Consider the following 17,902-nt stretch of genomic DNA (forward strand, 5'->3'; position numbering starts at 1 on the left):
GATCAGGCGAACACCGTCACCGTCTGGCGACTGATCGCCAGCAACTCGCCCGCCGCGTTCCAGGTGCAGGCGGCGGTGTGTCCGTAGCCGTCGCGGGAATGCTCGATTACCGCGCAGTACTTGCACCAGTCCAGGGTGCTCAGGCTCGCCACCGGCTGGACGAACTCGATGGTCCAGGTCAGGGTGCTGCCGGCCGCGGGTTTGTTCAGCCAGGGCAGCGTGGCCGGCGGCCAGGCATCGACCAGCGCCAGCAGATGGGCCTCGGTTACCGGCTCTTCCACCGCATCACGCAGACGCATCCAGCCGCCCATCTCGCGCAGCGGCCGGTTGCTGAACGGCATTGCACCGATCCCCCAGCGCATCGACAGGTAACGGATGTATTCCGGGGTCACGCCCGGAATGTAGGGCATCTCCGGACTGGATTCTTCCAGGCTCTTCATCTCCACCGCCGGCAAGGCCGGGATATCGATCACCGAATTGCGCCCGGCGCCGAAACTGCCTTGCACCAGGGTCACCGTGCGGCCGTTCTGGATCGCACGACCGAGCAGCGAACTGACCGCCTTGCCCTCGCGCAGCAGTTCCACTTCGAAGCTGATCGGCACATCGGGCTCGGCCGGACCAACGAAGGTAATCGCCAGCGAACGCACCGGCCGCTCCGGGGAGACCCGGGCGTGCATGGCTTCATACACCAGCGCCGCCATCAGACCACCAAAACAGGCGCGACCCTGAGCCCATTCGGCCGGGATCACCACCTCCTGCGGACGCTGGCGGACGGCGGTGAGCAGTTGGGAAAAATTCATGGGGACCTCGCCCTACGGAAATGTCCCACGATCTTAAGAGGAGATTTCACGCAGGACAGGCCGCATAAGTGCCATTTCAGCGGATTAACGCTTGTCGATGTGGGCCAACAGCTTCGCCAGCGTCTTGTCGGCCTGGCGTTCGGCGTCCGCCAGTTGCGCCCGCCAGTACGGCACCAGCGGCGCCAGGTCGGGCTGCTTCTCGGCCTGGGTCAGCCACTGCAACAGGTCGTGCCAGTTGCCCAGATCGCCCTGGGCGCGCTTGAGTGCGGCACGCATCGGCCGCTTGAGCCGGTCCAGTTGCGGATAGGCCTCGGCACCATAGCGCGAACGCTTGATCAGCAACCGCAGGCGATGGCGGTCGTGGGCCGGGTCGTGCATGGCTTCGACGATGTTCTTCCACTGCTTGTGGAGGCGCTTCTCGATGCGCTTGTCCAGCTTCGGCGCCAGGTGCTGCTGCTCGATGGCGCGCCAGAACGTCGGAAAGGCATCGATGATCGCCAGCAGTTTCTGCAACTGGGTACTCGCCGCCACGGCGGCGAAGGTCGCGCCCTCGCCCGCCAGGCGCCGGCGCGCTGCTTCCGGCTGCTGACGCTCGAACAGTTGCCCGGCGAGCACCTCGCGGTCGCGCAACGGTGTTGTCATTTCTCCCACCGCCTTGGCCGCGCTTTCCAGTTGTTCCACACCCGGCAGACCGCGCAATGGCCGCAGCAGGCTGCGCAAGCGCCGCACGGCAATGCGCAGGTCGTGCAGCGCCTCGCTGTCGGTGTTTGCCGCCAGGCGCGCCTGGCAGGCCAGCAAGCGAACGTGAAGGCCCAGGACCTGAGCGACGACGTGATCGAACATCCGAGACATGGGCCTTACCTCACTCAGCGTCCGGCGCGGGACTCACGGATATAGAAACGGGCCTTCTCCGCTTTTTTAGTGCAGCCTTCGAACGCTTCGAACTGCTGCTGGGTCTTGGCGCCGGTCAGCAGCGACAGGGCCTTGGAGTAACTGACGGTGCCGGCGAAGCCCTCGGCCTTGGCCAGGTCAAGCTCCTTCCAGGCGGCATCGAGCTGGCTGCCGCAGCTATCGCGATAGGCCGTCTTGCCCGCACAGCCCGCCAGGGCCAGCACAATCAGGGACAGGGAGATCAGGGCTTTCATCGGTGTTACCTCGAAAAGGAAAAAAGTCTTGTCGGCATGTTCGACGGTGCACGTAAGTAAAAGTGCCCTGCTCAGCGTAGCCCAGCGCAGACGGTGATTGAAGCGCAGCGGCAAACAGGCGCATTCTCAGCCCATCGAAGTGGTGATCAACGCGGGGGCGCAGTCATGAAAAAGCGCGTGGCACTGGTGTTGGGCTCGGGTGGTGCCCGGGGGTATGCGCATATCGGCGTGATCGAGGAGATCGAACGGCGCGGCTACGAGATCTCCTGCGTTGCCGGCTGCTCCATGGGCGCGGTGATCGGCGGGATCTATGCCGCCGGCAAACTCGACGAGTACCGCCACTGGATCGAAAGCCTGGATTACCTCGATGTCCTGCGCCTGGTGGACGTCAGCTTCCGTCTCGGCGCGATCCGTGGGGAAAAGGTCTTCGGGCAGATCCGCAAGATCGTCGGCGAAATCAATATCGAGCAGTTGCGCATTCCTTACACCGCGGTGGCCACCGACCTCACCAACCAGCAGGAAATCTGGTTCCAGGAAGGCTGCCTGCACCAGGCCATGCGCGCCTCGGCGGCGATTCCCAGCCTGTTCACGCCGGTGGTCCAGGGCAACCGCACCCTGGTGGACGGCGGCATCCTCAACCCGCTGCCGATCATCCCCGTGGTGTCCAGCCACAGCGACCTGATCATCGCCGTCAACCTCAACTCCACCAACCAGAAGCAGTATCAGTTGCCGGTGATCGAGCGCCCGGCGGCGTTCAAGCTGCGCTTCAATCACCTCATCAGTTCGGTGGGCTCGCGCCTGCCGTTCCGCCGCAGGCAGGCCGAGGCGCTGCTGGGGCTGGAAAAGGAGCTGGAGCAGGAACGGGGGATCGAGGCCGGGCCGGTACCCAACCCGTGGCTGGCGGACGCTGCAAGTCCCAAGGCGCAACAGCCGTCGGCGGCGCCTGAACGCGAGGGGGCGCCAAAGTCGGCGACCGGCTCGTTCATCGTCGACAATGTCGGCCCGGCGTCGTTGCTGGACCTGATCAACCAGAGCTTCGAGGTGATGCAGACCTCGCTGGCGCAGTACAAGATCGCCGGTTATCCGCCGGATGTGCTGATCAACGTGCCGAAGCGGGTGTGCCGGTTCTTCGAGTTCTACAAGGCACCGGAACTGATCGCCCTGGGGCGCGAGATTGCACGGGATACGCTGGATAACCATGAGGCGGAGCGGCGCTGAGCGGCTTGGGTTCGCGGGTGTTCTGGCGGGCCTCATCGCTGGCAAGGCCAGCTCCCACAGGTTCTGAGCGCCCTCAGCACCCTGTGGGAGTCCGCCCGCCGCCCCGGCGCCGCGCTGTCGCGCAGCAAACATGAAGCGTACGACGCCAGTTACGCGGTGCCGCTTACATCTAAAGACAAAAGGCGGTTGGCCCGATAGGGCCAACCGCCTTTTGCTTTGTTAGGTTCAGTACGCGCGGGACAGAGACCGTAACCAGCACTGGTGTGTGTCAGCACACCCGAGTGGGAGAGTGGTCCGCCACGGTATCGGCGTGAAGTCCCTGTCGGCATCAGCTGAAAAATCAGCTGTGACCACGTATGAGAGAGTGAACCCCTTTCGCCACCGTGTGCCCCGCGCGCCCCTTATCCTGCGAGGATTGACCATGGCACGCAAGCCCTCCAAGCAACACCTCACCCTTGTCCACACCGACTGTGCCGGGATTGATATCGGCAGCCGGGAGCACTTCGTTGCAGTTGATGACAGGCATGACAAGCCCGTCCGCAAGTTCGCGACCTTCACTGACGACCTTCATAAGCTTGCCGACTGGCTGGAGAGCTTGAATATCAAGGTCGTAGCCATGGAGTCGACAGGCGTTTACTGGATCCCCATTTACGAAATCCTCGATGCGCGAGGTTTTGATGTTCGTCTCGTCAATGCACGGTCAACCCGACAGATTACAGGCCGTAAGTCTGACGTGATGGATTGCCAATGGATCTTGCAGTTGATGTCTTATGGGCTCCTGCGCAGTGCTTTCCGACCCGATGACCTGACATGTGTCGCGCGATCCTTGTTCAGGCAGCGAAGTCACAAGGTTCGTGATCAAGCGAAGACCCTGAACCGGATCCAGAAAGCCTTGGCCCAGATGAATATTCAACTGGCCAATGTCATCAGCGACATTTCCGGCGTCACTGGGATGAAAATCCTGCGTGCTATCAATAAGGGTGAGCGCGATCCGTACGTACTCGCCAGCTTGAGCGACCCACGCATCAAGGCAAGCCAGGAAACCATAGCGCGTAGCTTGCTCGGCAATTGGCGCAAGGAGCACCTGACGGCATTGAAGCTGGAGTTGGCGCTTTACGACTTTCTGGAAAAACAGATCGCCGAATGCGACGAAGCTATTGTCGAGGTGATAGACCAGATGCCGGTATTGGATGTTTCCCCACCCAAGCCCCAAAAGACTTTGCGTAGCCCGCATCGCACAGCGGCACAGCAAACTCAATTGCATCAAGCACTATGCCGGGTGATGGGCGTGGATCTGACCGCCATTCCGACCATTGGTGTCGACACTGCGCTAGTCATTGCCAGTGAAGTCGGCGCTGATCTTTCCCGCTTCCCGTCGTCACAGCACTTTTGTTCCTGGCTCGGCCTTGCTCCGCCTACGCGCATATCGGGCGGAAAATCCTTATCCGGCGCTGGACCCAAGATTCACAACCATGCGGGGCAAGCCTTGAAGCAAGCCGCTTCAAACGCACGAAACGACAAAGGGTTTATCGGCGCTTCGCACAGAGCAAGGCTGACGCGCATGGATACGAGCTGTGCGATCAACGCAACGGCGCATCAGCTCGCACGACTGATCTACTTGATGCTGACCAAAAAGAAGGCCTATGTGGAGCAAGGGCTGGCTGAATTCGAAGCCAGAAGCCAGGATCGCCAGCTCCGGGCTTTGCAACGCAAAGCCCGGAAATTGGGATTGCAGCTGGTCGCGGCTTGATTTTTATGATTAAAAATCAATGGGTTGGGATTTGTTTGATGAGAGCTGGCCGGGCGGCGCTCCGCTTGCCAGCGATGAGGCAGTCATTGGTCCTGTCCGATCAACCGATACCCCACTCCGGGCTCGGTGACGATGAACCGCGGCGCCGTCGGGTCGTCGCCGAGCTTCTGCCGCACATGGGCCACGACGATGCGCAGGTAGTGGCTGTCATCGACATGGGTCGGGCCCCAGATATCCTTGAGCAACTGCTGCTGGGTGATGACCCGCCCCGGATACCGCGCCAGTTGCGCCAGCAACGCATATTCCTTGCGGGTCAGGGCCACTTCCTCGCCGTCGAGGGTCACCCGCCGGTACGCCAGGTCCACGGTCAGCGAACCGAAACTCAGCGCGGCCTCGGGCGTCGTCGCCTGCGGCACCTGACGCAGCAGCGCCCGCACCCGCGCTAGGAATTCCTGGATGCCGAACGGCTTGGTCACGTAGTCGTTGGCGCCGCTGTCCAGCGCCTGGACCTTCTGCGCCTCGCTGGCCCGTACCGACAGCACCAGCACCGGCACCGTGCTCCACTCGCGCAACGCCTGCAGCACCTGCTGGCCATCCATGTCCGGCAGGCCGAGGTCGAGCACCACCAGGTCCGGACGAGCCAGCGCGGCCTGGCTCAATCCTTCGGCGCCGGTGCCGGCTTCCAGTACCTTGTAGCCCTGCGAGGCGAGGCTGATACGGAGGAATTTGCGGATCTGCGGTTCGTCGTCGATGACCAGCAGGGTCGCGGTCTGGCTCATGGGGTCTCGCTGTCCAGTTCAGGTTGGGTCGGAAGCGGCAAGCATAGAGTGATGCAGGTACCACGGCCATTCAGGCCGTCATCGACGCGGATATGCCCGCCATGGGCACCGATCATGCCCTGGCAGATGGCGAGCCCCAGCCCCGTGCCTTGCCCGCCGCGATCGCCACGGGCGGCGGTATAGAACATGTCGAAAATGCGCTCGCGGTCCTGCGGGGCGATTCCCGGGCCTTCGTCGGCGACGGCGAAGCACAACTGTTCAGCCTCGACCGCCACCCGCAGCTCCAGTCGCCCCTCGACCGGGGAGAAGCGTGCGGCGTTTTCCAGCACGTTGATCAGCGCCTGCTCGATCAATGCCGCATGGACATACAGCAGCGGCAGCTCGGCGGGCACCTCGGTGTGCAGCCGCAGCGGCGCCAGTACCGCACGCAGGCGATTGACCGCGCTGCCGACGATGTCCGCCGGCGCCACCCAGTCGCGGGCCAGCTTGAGTCCGCCGTGACCGAGGCGGGTCATGTCCAGCAGGTTCTGGATGTAGCGGTCGAGGCGTTCGGCTTCGTCGCGGGTGCCTTCCAGCAACTCGCGGCGATCGTCGGCGGGAATGGCGTCGCCCAGGGCCAGCAGGCTGTCGATGCTGCCGCGCATGGCGGTCAGGGGGGTGCGCAGGTCGTGGGACACCGAGGCGAGCAAGGCGCTGCGCAGTTGCTCGGTCTCGCCATGCAGGCGCGCCGCTTCCAATTGGTCGGCCAGCCGCGCACGGGCCAGGGCCTGGGCCAGCGGCTGGCCGAGGGACTTGAGCAGGCGCCGCCGTTGCGGGGTGAGTTCGTGGTCTTCGCGGGCGCGCACGCCCAGCAACGCCAGCGGGCCTTCGTCCACCGACAGCGGCCACCACCACCAGCGACCGTTGGGCAGCGTGTCGCTGCCCTGCCCCGCCGCCTGATCGTGCTGCCAGGCCCATTCGGCAGCAGCGCGTTCGTTGTCGCTGAACTGCAGCACGCCGCCGCTGGCCACCTGCAGGCGGCCTTCGCCATCACGCTCCAGCAGGCAGGCCTGCACATCCGGCCAGCCTTCCAGGTGCTGGCCGGCAGCGTTGAACACCGCCTGGCGGTCGGTGGCGGCGGTCAGTTTGCGCGACAGATCGAGCAACTGGCTGGTCTGCTCCTGGGTCTCGCGCAGCGCCTTGAGCTGCCGGCGCTGGCGCGCGGCGAGGTTGCCGGTGAGCACCGCCATGAGCAGGAAGAACAGCGAGGTCAGCACATCCTCTTCACGCTGGATGGTGAACGAGAAATTCGGCGGGATGAACAGGAAGTCGTAGGCCAGGAACGACAACACCGCACAGGCCAGCGCCGGGCCAATGCTGCTGCGCACCGCCACCAGCAGTACCGCGGCGAGGAACACCAGCGAGATGTTGGGCAAGTCCATGACCCGTGCCACCGCCCAGGCAAGTCCCGAGGCCAGTACCGTCGCCAGCAGCGCCAGGGCGTAGTGACGCCAGACCCACTCCTGCGGCGCCCGGACACGCGCCGGCGCAGGCTGCTCGTCACGGTCGAGGACGTTGATTTCCAGGCCATGGGATTCACGCAACAGGCGGGTCGCCACCCCGGCGCCGAAGAAGCGCCGGCGCAGACGGTCCCGCGACTGCCCCACCAGGACCAGGCTGGCGCGGCGTTCGGCGGCATGCTGGATCAGCGTGCGCGCCACTTCGCCGGCGCGCAGCAGCACCACTTCACCTCCCAGGCGCTCGGCCAGTTGCTGCGCCGCCTGCAGGCGCTGGCGGGCGGTTTCGTCGCGCAGGGTGCCGTTGTCCACATGCACCAGGCTCCATGGCAGATGGCGGCGCTGGGCGACCCGGCTGGCATGCCGCACCAGCCGCTCGGCCTGGGCATCGCCGTCTACCCCCACCAGCAGGCGCCCGCGCAGGGCCGGGGCGTCCTGGCCGAGACGGCGGTAGCCATGGGCAAGATCGGCATCGACCTGGGCGGCGGCGGTCTGCATCGCCAGCTCGCGCAGCGCGGTGAGGTTGGTCTGGGTGAAGAAGGCGTCGATGGCCGCCCGCGCCTGCTCCGGCACGTAGACCTTGCCGTCGCGCAGGCGCTCCAGCAGTTCCCGGGGCGGCAGGTCGATCAGCACCAGTTCGAAGGCTTCCTGCAGCACCCAGTCCGGCAGCGTCTCGCGCACCTGTACTCCGGTGATGCCACGGACATGGTCGTTAAGGCTTTCCAGGTGCTGGACGTTGACCGTGGTGTAGACGTCGATGCCCGCCGCCAGCAGTTCCTGCACGTCCTGCCAGCGCTTGGCGTGACGGCTGCCGGGAGCGTTGCTGTGGGCCAGTTCGTCCACCAGTGCCAGTTGCGGCGCGGCCTTGAGCAGGCCGTCGAGGTCCATCTCTTCGAGCATCACGCCACGGTACTCGGAGCGCAGCAACGGCTGCTGCGGGATGCCGCCGAGCAGCGCCTCGGTCTCACTGCGACCATGGGTTTCGACCACCCCGGCAAGCACCCGCACGCCATGGCGCAGACGGGTGTGGGCGGCCTGCAGCATGGCGTAGGTCTTGCCTACGCCGGGTGCTGCGCCGAGAAATACCTTGAGCCGGCCGCGCCCGGCGCGCGGCAGTTCGGCCAGCAGCGCGTCGGCGCGCTGCGATTCACTGTGGGTCACGCTGTGTCCTTATCTGGCAAGTGGCGCAAGCCGGTCGAGGGCGGCGTTCAGGGCGAGAATATTGACCACCGCCGGCCCTATCAGTGGTTGCAGGGTGGCCTGCTCCACCAGGCCTTGCAACGTCTGTGGCGGGATTTGTCGCGCCGCCACCACCCGTGGCAACTGATACGCCACGGCGGCGGGAGGCAGGTGCGGGTCGAGACCGCTGCCAGAGGTGGTCAGCAGAGCCTGGGGCACCGGCCCCGACGCGGCATCGTAGAGCGCACCGGCCGTCTCGCCGACACGTTTGGCCAGCGCCGGGTTGCTCGGCGCCAGGTTGCTCGCGCCGCTGGACACGGTGGCGTAGTCGGCGGCCGATGGCCGCGAGTGGAACCAGGCGTCGCCGCTGAACGGTTGGGCGATCAGGGCCGAGCCGCGGACCTGGCCCTGCTCGTCGCGCAGCAGGCTGCCGTTGGCCTGCTCGGGGAAGGACACCTGGGCGATAACGGTGACCACCAGCGGATAACCGACGCCGGTGACCAGGGTCATCAGCAGCAACAGGCTCAGGGCCGGACGAAGATGAGTGTTCATGTGGGATTCCTCGGGTTCAGACCAGGTGCAGGGCGGTGAGCAGCAGGTCGATCAGCTTGATCCCGGCGAACGGTACTAACAGGCCGCCGAGGCCATAGATCAGCAGGTTGCGACGCAGCAGGTGGGCGGCACTGGCAGCCTTGACCCGCACCCCGCGCAACGCCAGCGGGATCAGCACAACGATGATCAGCGCGTTGAACACGATGGCCGAGACGATGGCACTCTGCGGGCTGGCCAGTTGCATCAGGTTGAGCACGCCCAGTTGCGGATAGATCGCGGCGAACAGCGCCGGAAGGATGGCGAAGTACTTGGCGACGTCGTTGGCGATGGAGAAGGTGGTGAGCGCGCCACGGGTCACCAGCAGCTCCTTGCCGACCTGGACCACGTCCAGCAACTTCGTCGGGTCGCTGTCCAGATCGACCATGTTGGCCGCCTCGCGCGCGGCCTGGGTGCCGTCGTTCATGGCCATGCCGACATCGGCCTGGGCCAGCGCCGGGGCGTCGTTGGCGCCGTCACCGCACATGGCCACCAGGCGACCTTCGTCCTGTTCCTGGCGGATGCGCGCCAGTTTCTTCTCCGGCGTGGCTTCGGCCAGCACGTCATCGACACCGGCCTCGGCGGCGATGGCCGCAGCGGTCAACGGGTTGTCGCCGGTGACCATGACGGTACGGATGCCCAGCTTGCGCAACTCGGCGAAGCGTTCGCGGATGCCCGGCTTGACCACGTCCTTGAGGTGGATGGCGCCAAGCAGGCGCTTGTCCACGCAGACCAGCAGCGGCGTGCCGCCACTCTGGGCGATCTTGTCCACTTCCCGGGCCAGGGCCGGCGGCATTTCCAGGCGCTGCATGCCGACGAAGGCCAGCACCGAATCCACCGCACCCTTGCGATAGCGGCGGGCATTGAAGTCGACGCCAGACAGGCGGGTCTCGGCGCTGAACGGCACCGGCACCAGTTGTGTCACCGAAGGCTCGACGAAGTCGTGCAACTGGCGCAGGTAGTCGACGATGGACTTGCCTTCGGCGGTGTCGTCCGCCAGCGAGGCGAGCAAGGCGCCCTCCGCCAGTTCCCGGCCACTGACACCCGGTGCGGCGAGTACGGCGCTGCAGCGGCGGTTGCCGAAGGTGATGGTGCCGGTCTTGTCGAGCATCAGCACATGCACGTCGCCAGCCGCCTCCACCGCCCGCCCGGAGCGGGCGATCACATTGAGCCGCACCAGGCGGTCCATGCCGGCGATGCCGATGGCCGAGAGCAGGCCGCCGATGGTGGTGGGGATCAGCGTGACCAGCAGCGCCACCAGGAACACCGTGGGAATCGCCCCGCCGGCGAAGTGGGCGAACGGTTGCAGGGTCACCACCACGACCAGGAAGATCAGGGTCAGGCCGATCAGCAGGATGTCGAGGGCGATTTCGTTGGGGGTCTTCTGCCGCCTGGCGCCTTCCACCAGGGCGATCATGCGGTCAAGGGTGGACTCGCCGGGGTTGCTGGTGATGCGTACCAGCAGCCAGTCCGACACCAGGCGGGTGCTGCCGGTGACGGCCGAGCGGTCACCGCCGGACTCGCGGATCACCGGCGCGGACTCGCCGGTGATGGCCGCCTCGTTGACCGCGGCGATGCCTTCGATCACCTCGCCGTCGCCGGGGATCATCTCGCCGGCTTCGACCCGCACCACATCGCCCTTGCGCAGCGCCGTGGCCGCGACCACCTCGAAGGTGCCGGCGCTGGTCCGGCGCCGTGCGTTGAGGCCCTGGTTGCCGGCCTTGAGGCTGTCGGCGCGGGCCTTGCCACGGCCTTCGGCCAGGGCTTCGGCGAAGTTGGCGAAGAGCACGGTGAACCACAGCCACAGGGCGATCTGCACCGACACCGCGGTGGGTACGCCGCTGTCCGGCAACAGGCACAGCAGGGTGGTGAAAATGGCGGTGAGTTCCACCACCAGCATCACCGGGGCGCGCTTGAGCTGACGCGGGTCGAGCTTGACGAAGGCCTGCAGCAGCGCCGGGCGCCAGAGGGCTGCGAACGAGGTGCGGGCGCTGGTGGCGCTGGCCGCGTTCACGTCGGGAATCAACATGTTCATGTTTCGCTCCTCAGAAGCCCATGCTCAGGAATTCGGCGACCGGCCCCAGGGCCAGGGCCGGCAGGAAGGTCAGGCCACCGACCAGCAGAATGGTGACCACCAGCAGGGTGACGAACAGCGGACCGTGGGTCGGGAAGCTGTTCAGGCCGATTGGCGCGGTCTTCTTCAGCGCCAGGCTGCCGGCCAGCGCCAGCACCGGCAGGATGTAGCCGAAGCGGCCGATCAGCATGCCCAGGCCGATCATCAGGTTGTGGAAAGTGGTGTTGGCGCCCAGCCCGGCGAAGGCCGAACCGTTGTTGGCGCTGGCCGAGGTGTAGGCGTAGAGCAACTGGCTGAAACCGTGGGCGCCAGGGTTGCTGACGCTGGCCGCCGGCCCCGGCAAGGTGGCCAGGGCGCCGAGCACCAGCACGCCCACCGGCATCACCAGCAGGGTCGCCACCAGCAGTTGCACTTCCCGGGCCTGGAGTTTCTTGCCGAGGTATTCCGGGGTGCGACCGATCATCAGGCCGGCGAGGAACACCGCTATCAGCACGTTCAGCAACATGCCGTAGAGCCCGGCGCCGACGCCGCCGAAGATCACTTCGCCGACCATCATGTTGACCAGCGCGACCATGCCGGTGAGCGGGTTGAGGCTGTCGTGCATGGCGTTCACCGAGCCATTGGAGGCAGCGGTGGTGGTCACCGTCCACAGCACGCTGCCGGTGGTGCCGAAGCGGCTTTCCTTGCCTTCCATGGGCGCGCTCTGCTCCACCTGCGGGTTGGCCAACGCCGGGTTGGGCTGGTACTCCGACCACAGCGCAGTGGCCCCGCCGATCAGGAATAGCGCGAGCATGCCGGCGATGATCGCCCGGCTCTGGCGCAGGTCCTTGACGTAGTGACCGAAGGTGAACACCAGCGCCACCGGGATGAGGATGATCGACACCACCTCGAACAGGTTGCTCCAGGCCGTAGGGTTCTCGAACGGGTGCGCCGAGTTGACGCCGAAGAAGCCACCGCCGTTGGTGCCCAGTTGCTTGATGGCGATCTGGCTGGCGACCGGGCCGAGGGGAATGACCTGGTCAGCGCCTTGCAGGGTGATGGCGTGGACGTAGTCGCTGAAGGTCTGCGGCACGCCCTGCCAGACCAGCAGCAGGGCCAGCACCAGGCACAGCGGCAGCAAGCCGTAGAGAGTGGCGCGGGTCATGTCGGTCCAGAAGTTGCCGAGGGTCCCGGCCGAACGGCGGGCGATGCCGCGGCACAGGGCGACCAGGACCGCCAGGCCGGTGGCGGCGCTGACGAAGTTCTGCACGGTCAGGCCGAGCATCTGGCTCAGGTAGCTGAGGGACGCCTCGCCGCTGTAGGACTGCCAGTTGGTGTTGGTCATGAAGCTGACCGCCGTGTTGAACGCCAGCGACCACTCCTGGCCCGGCAGTTGTTGCGGGTTCAGCGGCAGGTAGCCCTGCAGCAGCAGTACCGCGAACAGCAACAGAAAGCCAAAGAGGTTGAACACCAGCAGCGCCAGGGCGTACTGCTTCCAGTTCTGCTCCTGGCTGGCGTCCACCCCGGCCAGGCGGTAGCAGACCCGCTCCACCGGCCCGAGCAGCGGCGTCAGCCAGGTGCGCTGGCCTTCCATCACCTTGTAGTAGAAACGCCCAAGCCAGGGCGCGGGCAACAGCACCAGGGCGAAGAACGCCAGCAGCAATGCGTAATCTTGACTGTGCATGGCTGCTCCTAGCCGCGATCGGCGCGCAGCAGCGCGACCATCAGATAGACAAACAACGCCACCGCCAGCAGCAGTGACACCCCGTCCAGAATGCTCATGAGAAATCTCCGTTCAGCGACACCTTGCCGCGTAGGGAAATTCTCCGTTCAGGGTGAGTAAAGGGACGAGATCGAGGCAGCGCAGTCCGCATAAAGAATGCGTAAAATCGGCGGTTTTCCACAGCCGAAAGGAACCCTCTATCCCATGAACCTGACCCTCACAGCGGTCACCGCCGAGGAATACCCGGCGCTGACCGAACTCTGGGAAGCGTCGGTCCGCGCGACCCATGACTTTCTGCCCGAGGCGCATATCCAACGCTTGCGACCGCTGATCCTCAACGACTACCTGGCCGCCGTGGAACTGCGCGCCGCCTGCGATGAACAAGGCAAGCTGCTGGGCTTCGCCGGTGCTCACGGGCGCAAGCTGGAAATGCTGTTCATCGATCCGGCCCACCGCGGTGCGGGCGTCGGCAAGACGCTGCTGGCCTGCGCCATCGCCGAACTGGGCGTACGCGAAGTGGATGTGAATGAACAGAATCCGCAGGCGACCGGTTTCTACCTGCACCAGGGCTTCGTGGTCACCGGACGTTCCGAACGGGACGGCCAGGGCGAGCCTTTCCCCCTGCTTCACCTGCAAATCGCGGCCCCCGTCGGGGCCGCGTGACGCCTCCGCCCTTTCCGGGCCCTTTCCGGGCAAATCAGCGAAATTGGCCGGTAATCGGTCAAATCAATGCACCCTGCACATAGCCTCGCAAGCCGAATTGCATAGACCGAATCGATATCGGTTATAAGCTAATTCGATATGGATATATTTAGGTATAAAAAAAGTGGTTATGCTGCGCGCGCCCTTCGATTCAAGAGCGTGTCAGGTAACGTATGGATGTCGGTTCTTTCGGTTTCACCATTGCGGGTCTCGTAGTCGGTTTCATCGTCGGCATGACCGGCGTGGGTGGCGGTTCGCTGATGACCCCCATCCTGCTCTGGTTCGGCATCAACCCGGCCACAGCGGTCGGCACCGACCTGCTCTACGCAGCCATCACCAAGGCCAGTGGCGTGTGGGTTCACAGCAAGCAGAAGAACATCGACTGGAAGATCACCGGCTGGCTGACCCTGGGCAGCGTACCGGCGGCAGCGGCAACCCTGTGGTTCCTCAGCACCTTGCACACCGACACGGCGGCGCTGAACGCCATCATCAAGCAGGGCCTGGCGGTGGTGCTGATCCTGACCGCGCTGGCAATCCTGTTCAAATCGCGCCTGCAGGCCTTCGCCAGCAAGCATGCCAGCGACCGTTATCACCTGAGCGGCCCGACCCTCAACGTGCTGACCGTGATCACCGGCGTAGTGCTGGGCGTGATGGTCTCGCTGACCTCCATCGGCGCCGGTGCACTGGGCACCGTGGCGCTGTTCCTGCTCTACCCCTTCCTGGTCACCCGCCGCCTGGTGGGCACCGAAATCGCCCACGCCGTGCCGCTGACCCTGGTGGCAGGCCTCGGCCATGCGAGCATGGGCAATATGGACTGGTCGTTGCTGGGGTATCTGCTGCTGGGTTCGCTGCCGGGGATCTATATCGGCAGCCACCTGACCGGGCGGATCTCGGACAGCGTGCTGCGGCCTTGCCTGGCGGGGATGTTGTTGTTGATTGGGTATAAGTTGGCGTTTTGAGGCGTCGCTGGATGTGAAGGAAGAGGGCCGCTATTGCGGCCCTTTTTGCATGAGATTTCTTTGCAGGTCACGAGGTGCCAGGCGGGAGTTTTTCGGCGTGCTCGAGATCGAGCGCCGCCCGCGCGGCGCATCGCTGGCAACGCCAGCTCCCACATTTGTTGCAACGCGCCATGGCCTGTGGGATTTGAGTTGCCAGCCTTGGGTGCTTGGCGATCTATTGCGGGAGGCTATTGGGTTCGACTCGATATCGCGTAGTACACACAAGGCGATCAACCATGCAACCAATGTGGGAGCAACTGTCTTTAAGGATTTTTTTCAAACGCCCCCTTCAGGCATGGCTTCGCCAGCGATACCGCATTGCGGTTTCGCTGGCGAAGCCCGCTTTTCAGTAAATCAGCCCTCGCTTGCTGTCAGGTTGCGGGTATCTGAGATTTCGGTTCTTTCCACTTCGTGCCGTCTCGCAGCATCGCGTTAAGACGTACCAGGATCTTGCGCATGCAGGCCACAATAACGACCTTGGCAAGTTTGCCTCGCGCTCGCAGAGCCTCATATTCGGCTTTGACTTCCGGATCGTGGCGAACCATTGACCAGGTCGACATATAGAGCACACGGCGCACTGCATAGCGCCCGCCTTCGATCGATCTGGGGCCGCTCTTCTTGCCGCTGTCGTTGTTGTAAGGGGCTAACCCTACCAGGGCCGCGATCTTGCGCCCTGTCACGGCTCCGAGCTCAGGCAGCGATGCCATGAGCGTGCCGCACGCAATGACTCCAATCCCTTTCACCGATCTCAACTGACTGGCTTTCTCCTGATTCAGGGCGTTCGAGGCCTTCTCAATCGCCTCATCCAGTGCTTTGATTTTCTGGTTCAGATAAGCGATGAGATCGGTGTAGGTGGATATAGCTATGGCCTGAGTGGTTTGTTGTATCCGGCGCTTGTTGCTGTCTCGATCCTTGACCAGATTGCCTCGCAGCTTGATCAACTCCCCCAGCTCATCCCGAGCCTGGTTAGGCTCAACCGGCGGCAAGTCCTCGATATCTCGGGCAAACTTCGCCAGCATCCGAGCGTCGATTTTGTCGGTCTTGGCAAGCTTGTTCATGGATCTGGCATAGTCACGAGCGCGCTTGGGATTGACGCGAACCACATTAAGACCGCTTAGCTGCAGGGCCTTGAGCAAAGCCCTCTCATAACCACCGGTGGCCTCAAGCAGTACTCGCTCGACTTCAAGCCCGTTCAGGCATGCAATCAGCTGAGCGAAGCCATCAGAGTCGTTACTGATCTGGAACTGCGGGTAATTCGCAGGAAGAAACCCCACATCCACAGTCGCTTTCGAAACATCGAGACCAACAAAGTAGGAAATCATCGCCAAGCCCTCTTACACTCAAGAAGTGAGAGCGCTCTGACCTATCCCTAGCTTGTGATTTCGAGTTTTGCCGCTCATCCAACTGTTCGGGCTTCTGGTCAGAGTGAGAGGTGGATGGCGACTTGGCTCCCACTCGTGCTTTAAGCACCGCTGGCATTCAGTCTGCCATCCACCGCTCTCACCCTTCTGAGTTTAAGAGGCCTTGAAGACACAAGCTGGCTTGCCAGCGATGCGCCGCGCGGGCGGCGCTCGATCTTGAGGGCGCTGAGGCTCTCCGGTCGCTAACCGCCGCTTCTGAGGTTCACTAGGACAATCATGACAATCAAGACTGTTGCGGAAACCCACATCAGGATTCCATCGATCAAAAAAATACGCTTTAAGTCACGGGGCAGGTCATTAATATCCTGAGCAGAGACCTCACCTCTTTTAATATAAAATTTTGACAGCACTATGAAACCAGCAAGAATACTCACCAACAACAAACGACCGAATACCCCTTGATTTAAGATCGCCGCCCACATCTTGGCTTCGAGGCTTCTCTCAAAGGCTTTGAGCATCTGCCCAAGATATTTTTGACCGATATAGACCTGCCCTAACAGACAGCCTAAAGCGACTAAAAATCCTCCACCAAAAAAATTAGCCGCCACGTTTATCGGCCACGTATCTATGTCAATCATAGAGATAGTGATCATATATTACTTCCCCAATGTAGCCTCCCATCTTTTCTCCTTGAGTGGTTCCCAGTGCTGCACCACTTCCTACACCAACTATTGCGCACAAAAAACGACCGGTTTTTTCCATTCCAAGCAACCCGCAGACACCGGAAGCAGTGATTCCTCCCAGTTTTCCAAAACCCAATCCAGTGAAAGTCGCTCCCGAAAACTTTCCACCCTCGACCATCCAAGCCTTCTGGCACTCTTCAACCGAACCGCTGGTACACACCTCATAAATGACAGGCCCAGACGCCGCCCCACCAATCGCGATGGCAATAAACCCTCCTGTCTTCATGTACTTGGTTGCATTACTCATGGCCTGAATATGCTTCGCGTACCCCGGAATAGGTCCTGGACCGCCAGCCTTATTCCATTGGTGCACCAGACTTTTGGTTGAAACCTTCAGCGCCTTCTTGAGCTTCGGATGATCGCCCAGCGTGGTTTTACTTCGGAGCCATCGCGAATTTAATAGCTTCGCATCGAGCTCACTGAGAAGCCGCCTGCGCTCTTCGATAAACCGCTTGCTGCCCAAGTGCCCGTCTCGGCGATAGCTGTCTTGATGAAGTTCCTGGAACGCCTCCATATTCTGCTGGAGATCTTTGAAATACCGCTCCATCACCGCAGTACTGACCCCTGCCCACAGCGAGGTATCAGCCAGGAAAGACGGCATCTTCCGGCGTCAGTTCCGTCAACGCTGCGGCCACCTCCTCGGCAGCCTGCATCAAATGCGCCTCTTCCCGCATGCACATGGAGTTACGCGGATCACTGAGAACGACCAGTTGTCCTGCCTTCACGATGGCATCGCCAAGACTGCCGTTCAGGCCATGGAACTTGTGCAGCACTTCCGGCGAAGGGGAATCACCGAACAGTTCAGTCTCCAGCTCACGTCGGTCGATGGACTTGGGCACGATGTAGAAACCGGGCTCGGCGGGCTCGTCGTCTTCTGCTGGGATTATGGGGGAAGCCGCCGCTGGAAAGGCTGAACGACTGGCCTGGGTCGAGGCCAGCGCAGACGCTCGCGGGTCGGAAGCGTACGGGTCAGCCGACGCCAGATCGGACTGGCCGGTCGGCTCAGCGCTTCGGGACTTAGCCTGCGCCAGCGCCATGGCACCGTTGGTGGACTCATAGGAAAAAATGAAGTCCGAGGGAATCAATCCGGCCCGACACGGACAACTGGAAAAGCTGTCGAGGCTCCCGGCGACAAGCGGACCGTCATTGCTGAAATGCGAGACGCCGCCCACGATCTGATAGGTCTTGCCGGTCACACCGCACGTCACGGGGTCGCCCTCGCGAGCCTGAGCCCTGCCGTTGATAACGAAGCCGCGCTGGCCGCCCAGAACCTGACCACCACACGTGGTTTTGTCGCCCTGGCAAATCAGATGCCCCAGAGCCATGAATCTGCGTCCTCTGCTTTTATCGAGAAGGCTCCAGGAAAG

General features: G+C 63.3%; 17 protein-coding genes. 4 read left to right on the forward strand and 13 right to left on the reverse strand.

What is annotated here, in order from left to right; genetic code table 11:
- Window positions 1-2: 2 nt before the first annotated feature.
- The 3 genes from AC05QJ_RS22405 to AC05QJ_RS22415 form a co-directional block, all read right to left on the reverse strand.
- A complete protein-coding gene (locus AC05QJ_RS22405) occupies window positions 3-800 on the reverse strand; it encodes an acyl-CoA thioesterase (RefSeq protein ID WP_476743455.1) in 798 nt (265 codons plus the stop codon).
- A gap of 84 nt (window positions 801-884) precedes the next feature.
- The gene (locus AC05QJ_RS22410) at window positions 885-1,652 is read right to left on the reverse strand and encodes a CHAD domain-containing protein (protein ID WP_476743456.1); all 768 of its coding nucleotides are present in this window, start codon (window positions 1,650-1,652) and stop codon (window positions 885-887) included.
- A 14-nt stretch (window positions 1,653-1,666) separates the two neighbouring features.
- On the reverse strand, window positions 1,667-1,945 hold the full coding sequence (locus tag AC05QJ_RS22415; protein ID WP_476743457.1) for a hypothetical protein: 279 nt from the start codon (window positions 1,943-1,945) through the stop codon (window positions 1,667-1,669).
- 165 nt (window positions 1,946-2,110) lie between these two features.
- Between AC05QJ_RS22415 and AC05QJ_RS22420 the strand changes: the two genes are divergently transcribed.
- Together AC05QJ_RS22420 and AC05QJ_RS22425 are read left to right on the forward strand one after the other, a co-directional pair.
- Complete coding sequence (locus AC05QJ_RS22420; protein WP_476743458.1) at window positions 2,111-3,163, forward strand: patatin-like phospholipase family protein; 1,053 nt, start codon at window positions 2,111-2,113, stop codon at window positions 3,161-3,163.
- A gap of 421 nt (window positions 3,164-3,584) precedes the next feature.
- Window positions 3,585-4,913: an IS110 family RNA-guided transposase gene (locus tag AC05QJ_RS22425; protein WP_476743459.1), complete on the forward strand. Its 1,329-nt coding sequence runs from the start codon at window positions 3,585-3,587 to the stop codon at window positions 4,911-4,913.
- An 83-nt stretch (window positions 4,914-4,996) separates the two neighbouring features.
- Here AC05QJ_RS22425 and AC05QJ_RS22430 read toward each other — a convergent pair whose 3' ends face one another.
- Genes AC05QJ_RS22430 through kdpF form a run of 6 tightly spaced genes read right to left on the reverse strand, consistent with a single transcriptional unit; the run spans window position 4,997 to window position 12,790 of the window.
- Window positions 4,997-5,692, reverse strand: a complete 696-nt coding sequence (locus AC05QJ_RS22430; protein WP_476743460.1) for a response regulator — start codon at window positions 5,690-5,692, stop codon at window positions 4,997-4,999.
- The gene (locus tag AC05QJ_RS22435) at window positions 5,689-8,349 is read right to left on the reverse strand and encodes a DUF4118 domain-containing protein (protein WP_476743461.1); all 2,661 of its coding nucleotides are present in this window, start codon (window positions 8,347-8,349) and stop codon (window positions 5,689-5,691) included. Before AC05QJ_RS22435 ends, AC05QJ_RS22430 begins: the two co-directional genes overlap by 4 nt.
- A gap of 9 nt (window positions 8,350-8,358) precedes the next feature.
- The gene (kdpC, locus tag AC05QJ_RS22440; protein WP_476743462.1) at window positions 8,359-8,919 is read right to left on the reverse strand and encodes a potassium-transporting ATPase subunit KdpC; all 561 of its coding nucleotides are present in this window, start codon (window positions 8,917-8,919) and stop codon (window positions 8,359-8,361) included.
- Window positions 8,920-8,935: 16 nt separating this feature from the next.
- On the reverse strand, window positions 8,936-10,990 hold the full coding sequence (kdpB, locus tag AC05QJ_RS22445) for a potassium-transporting ATPase subunit KdpB (RefSeq protein WP_476743463.1): 2,055 nt from the start codon (window positions 10,988-10,990) through the stop codon (window positions 8,936-8,938).
- Between the two features lie 10 nt (window positions 10,991-11,000).
- Window positions 11,001-12,692 (reverse strand): potassium-transporting ATPase subunit KdpA, encoded by a 1,692-nt coding sequence (kdpA, locus tag AC05QJ_RS22450; RefSeq protein ID WP_476743464.1) that lies wholly within the window; start codon window positions 12,690-12,692, stop codon window positions 11,001-11,003.
- 8 nt (window positions 12,693-12,700) lie between these two features.
- The gene (kdpF, locus tag AC05QJ_RS22455) at window positions 12,701-12,790 is read right to left on the reverse strand and encodes a K(+)-transporting ATPase subunit F (RefSeq protein WP_476743465.1); all 90 of its coding nucleotides are present in this window, start codon (window positions 12,788-12,790) and stop codon (window positions 12,701-12,703) included.
- 145 nt (window positions 12,791-12,935) lie between these two features.
- Here kdpF and AC05QJ_RS22460 point away from each other — a divergent pair, with 145 nt between their 5' ends.
- Both AC05QJ_RS22460 and AC05QJ_RS22465 read left to right on the forward strand, forming a co-directional pair.
- Window positions 12,936-13,394 carry a GNAT family N-acetyltransferase gene (locus AC05QJ_RS22460; RefSeq protein WP_476743466.1) on the forward strand — a complete coding sequence of 153 codons (459 nt, stop codon included), beginning with the start codon at window positions 12,936-12,938 and terminating at the stop codon, window positions 13,392-13,394.
- 212 nt (window positions 13,395-13,606) lie between these two features.
- Window positions 13,607-14,392, forward strand: a complete 786-nt coding sequence (locus AC05QJ_RS22465; protein WP_476743467.1) for a sulfite exporter TauE/SafE family protein — start codon at window positions 13,607-13,609, stop codon at window positions 14,390-14,392.
- A 410-nt stretch (window positions 14,393-14,802) separates the two neighbouring features.
- Here AC05QJ_RS22465 and AC05QJ_RS22470 read toward each other — a convergent pair whose 3' ends face one another.
- The 4 genes from AC05QJ_RS22470 to AC05QJ_RS22485 all read right to left on the reverse strand — a co-directional run bounded on the left by AC05QJ_RS22470 (window position 14,803) and on the right by AC05QJ_RS22485 (window position 17,860).
- Window positions 14,803-15,753 (reverse strand): IS110 family transposase, encoded by a 951-nt coding sequence (locus tag AC05QJ_RS22470; RefSeq protein WP_476742461.1) that lies wholly within the window; start codon window positions 15,751-15,753, stop codon window positions 14,803-14,805.
- Between the two features lie 281 nt (window positions 15,754-16,034).
- Entirely contained in the window at window positions 16,035-16,445 is a 411-nt protein-coding gene (locus AC05QJ_RS22475; protein WP_476743468.1) for a hypothetical protein, read from the reverse strand.
- On the reverse strand, window positions 16,423-17,136 hold the full coding sequence (locus tag AC05QJ_RS22480) for a hypothetical protein (RefSeq protein ID WP_476743469.1): 714 nt from the start codon (window positions 17,134-17,136) through the stop codon (window positions 16,423-16,425). Before AC05QJ_RS22480 ends, AC05QJ_RS22475 begins: the two co-directional genes overlap by 23 nt.
- A complete protein-coding gene (locus tag AC05QJ_RS22485; protein WP_476743470.1) occupies window positions 17,117-17,860 on the reverse strand; it encodes a PAAR domain-containing protein in 744 nt (247 codons plus the stop codon). The genes AC05QJ_RS22480 and AC05QJ_RS22485 overlap by 20 nt, the downstream gene beginning before the upstream one ends.
- Between the last annotated feature and the right edge of the window lie 42 nt (window positions 17,861-17,902).

The sequence above is a fragment of the Pseudomonas sp. TUM25319 genome, from assembly GCF_056388475.1.

Excerpts from the sequence above, each read along its gene's own strand:
- kdpB (WP_476743463.1), bottom strand. The coding sequence starts at position 10,990 with ATGAACATGTTGATTCCCGACGTGAACGCGGCCAGCGCCACCAGCGCC.
- AC05QJ_RS22470 (WP_476742461.1), bottom strand. The coding sequence starts at position 15,753 with ATGATTTCCTACTTTGTTGGTCTCGATGTTTCGAAAGCGACTGTGGAT.
- AC05QJ_RS22465 (WP_476743467.1), top strand. The coding sequence starts at position 13,607 with ATGGATGTCGGTTCTTTCGGTTTCACCATTGCGGGTCTCGTAGTCGGT.
- AC05QJ_RS22485 (WP_476743470.1), bottom strand. The coding sequence starts at position 17,860 with ATGGCTCTGGGGCATCTGATTTGCCAGGGCGACAAAACCACGTGTGGT.
- kdpA (WP_476743464.1), bottom strand. The coding sequence starts at position 12,692 with ATGCACAGTCAAGATTACGCATTGCTGCTGGCGTTCTTCGCCCTGGTG.
- AC05QJ_RS22480 (WP_476743469.1), bottom strand. The coding sequence starts at position 17,136 with ATGCCGTCTTTCCTGGCTGATACCTCGCTGTGGGCAGGGGTCAGTACT.
- AC05QJ_RS22460 (WP_476743466.1), top strand. The coding sequence starts at position 12,936 with ATGAACCTGACCCTCACAGCGGTCACCGCCGAGGAATACCCGGCGCTG.
- AC05QJ_RS22410 (WP_476743456.1), bottom strand. The coding sequence starts at position 1,652 with ATGTCTCGGATGTTCGATCACGTCGTCGCTCAGGTCCTGGGCCTTCAC.
- AC05QJ_RS22425 (WP_476743459.1), top strand. The coding sequence starts at position 3,585 with ATGGCACGCAAGCCCTCCAAGCAACACCTCACCCTTGTCCACACCGAC.
- AC05QJ_RS22430 (WP_476743460.1), bottom strand. The coding sequence starts at position 5,692 with ATGAGCCAGACCGCGACCCTGCTGGTCATCGACGACGAACCGCAGATC.
- kdpC (WP_476743462.1), bottom strand. The coding sequence starts at position 8,919 with ATGAACACTCATCTTCGTCCGGCCCTGAGCCTGTTGCTGCTGATGACC.
- AC05QJ_RS22475 (WP_476743468.1), bottom strand. The coding sequence starts at position 16,445 with ATGATCACTATCTCTATGATTGACATAGATACGTGGCCGATAAACGTG.
- AC05QJ_RS22420 (WP_476743458.1), top strand. The coding sequence starts at position 2,111 with ATGAAAAAGCGCGTGGCACTGGTGTTGGGCTCGGGTGGTGCCCGGGGG.
- kdpF (WP_476743465.1), bottom strand. The coding sequence starts at position 12,790 with ATGAGCATTCTGGACGGGGTGTCACTGCTGCTGGCGGTGGCGTTGTTT.
- AC05QJ_RS22415 (WP_476743457.1), bottom strand. The coding sequence starts at position 1,945 with ATGAAAGCCCTGATCTCCCTGTCCCTGATTGTGCTGGCCCTGGCGGGC.
- AC05QJ_RS22405 (WP_476743455.1), bottom strand. The coding sequence starts at position 800 with ATGAATTTTTCCCAACTGCTCACCGCCGTCCGCCAGCGTCCGCAGGAG.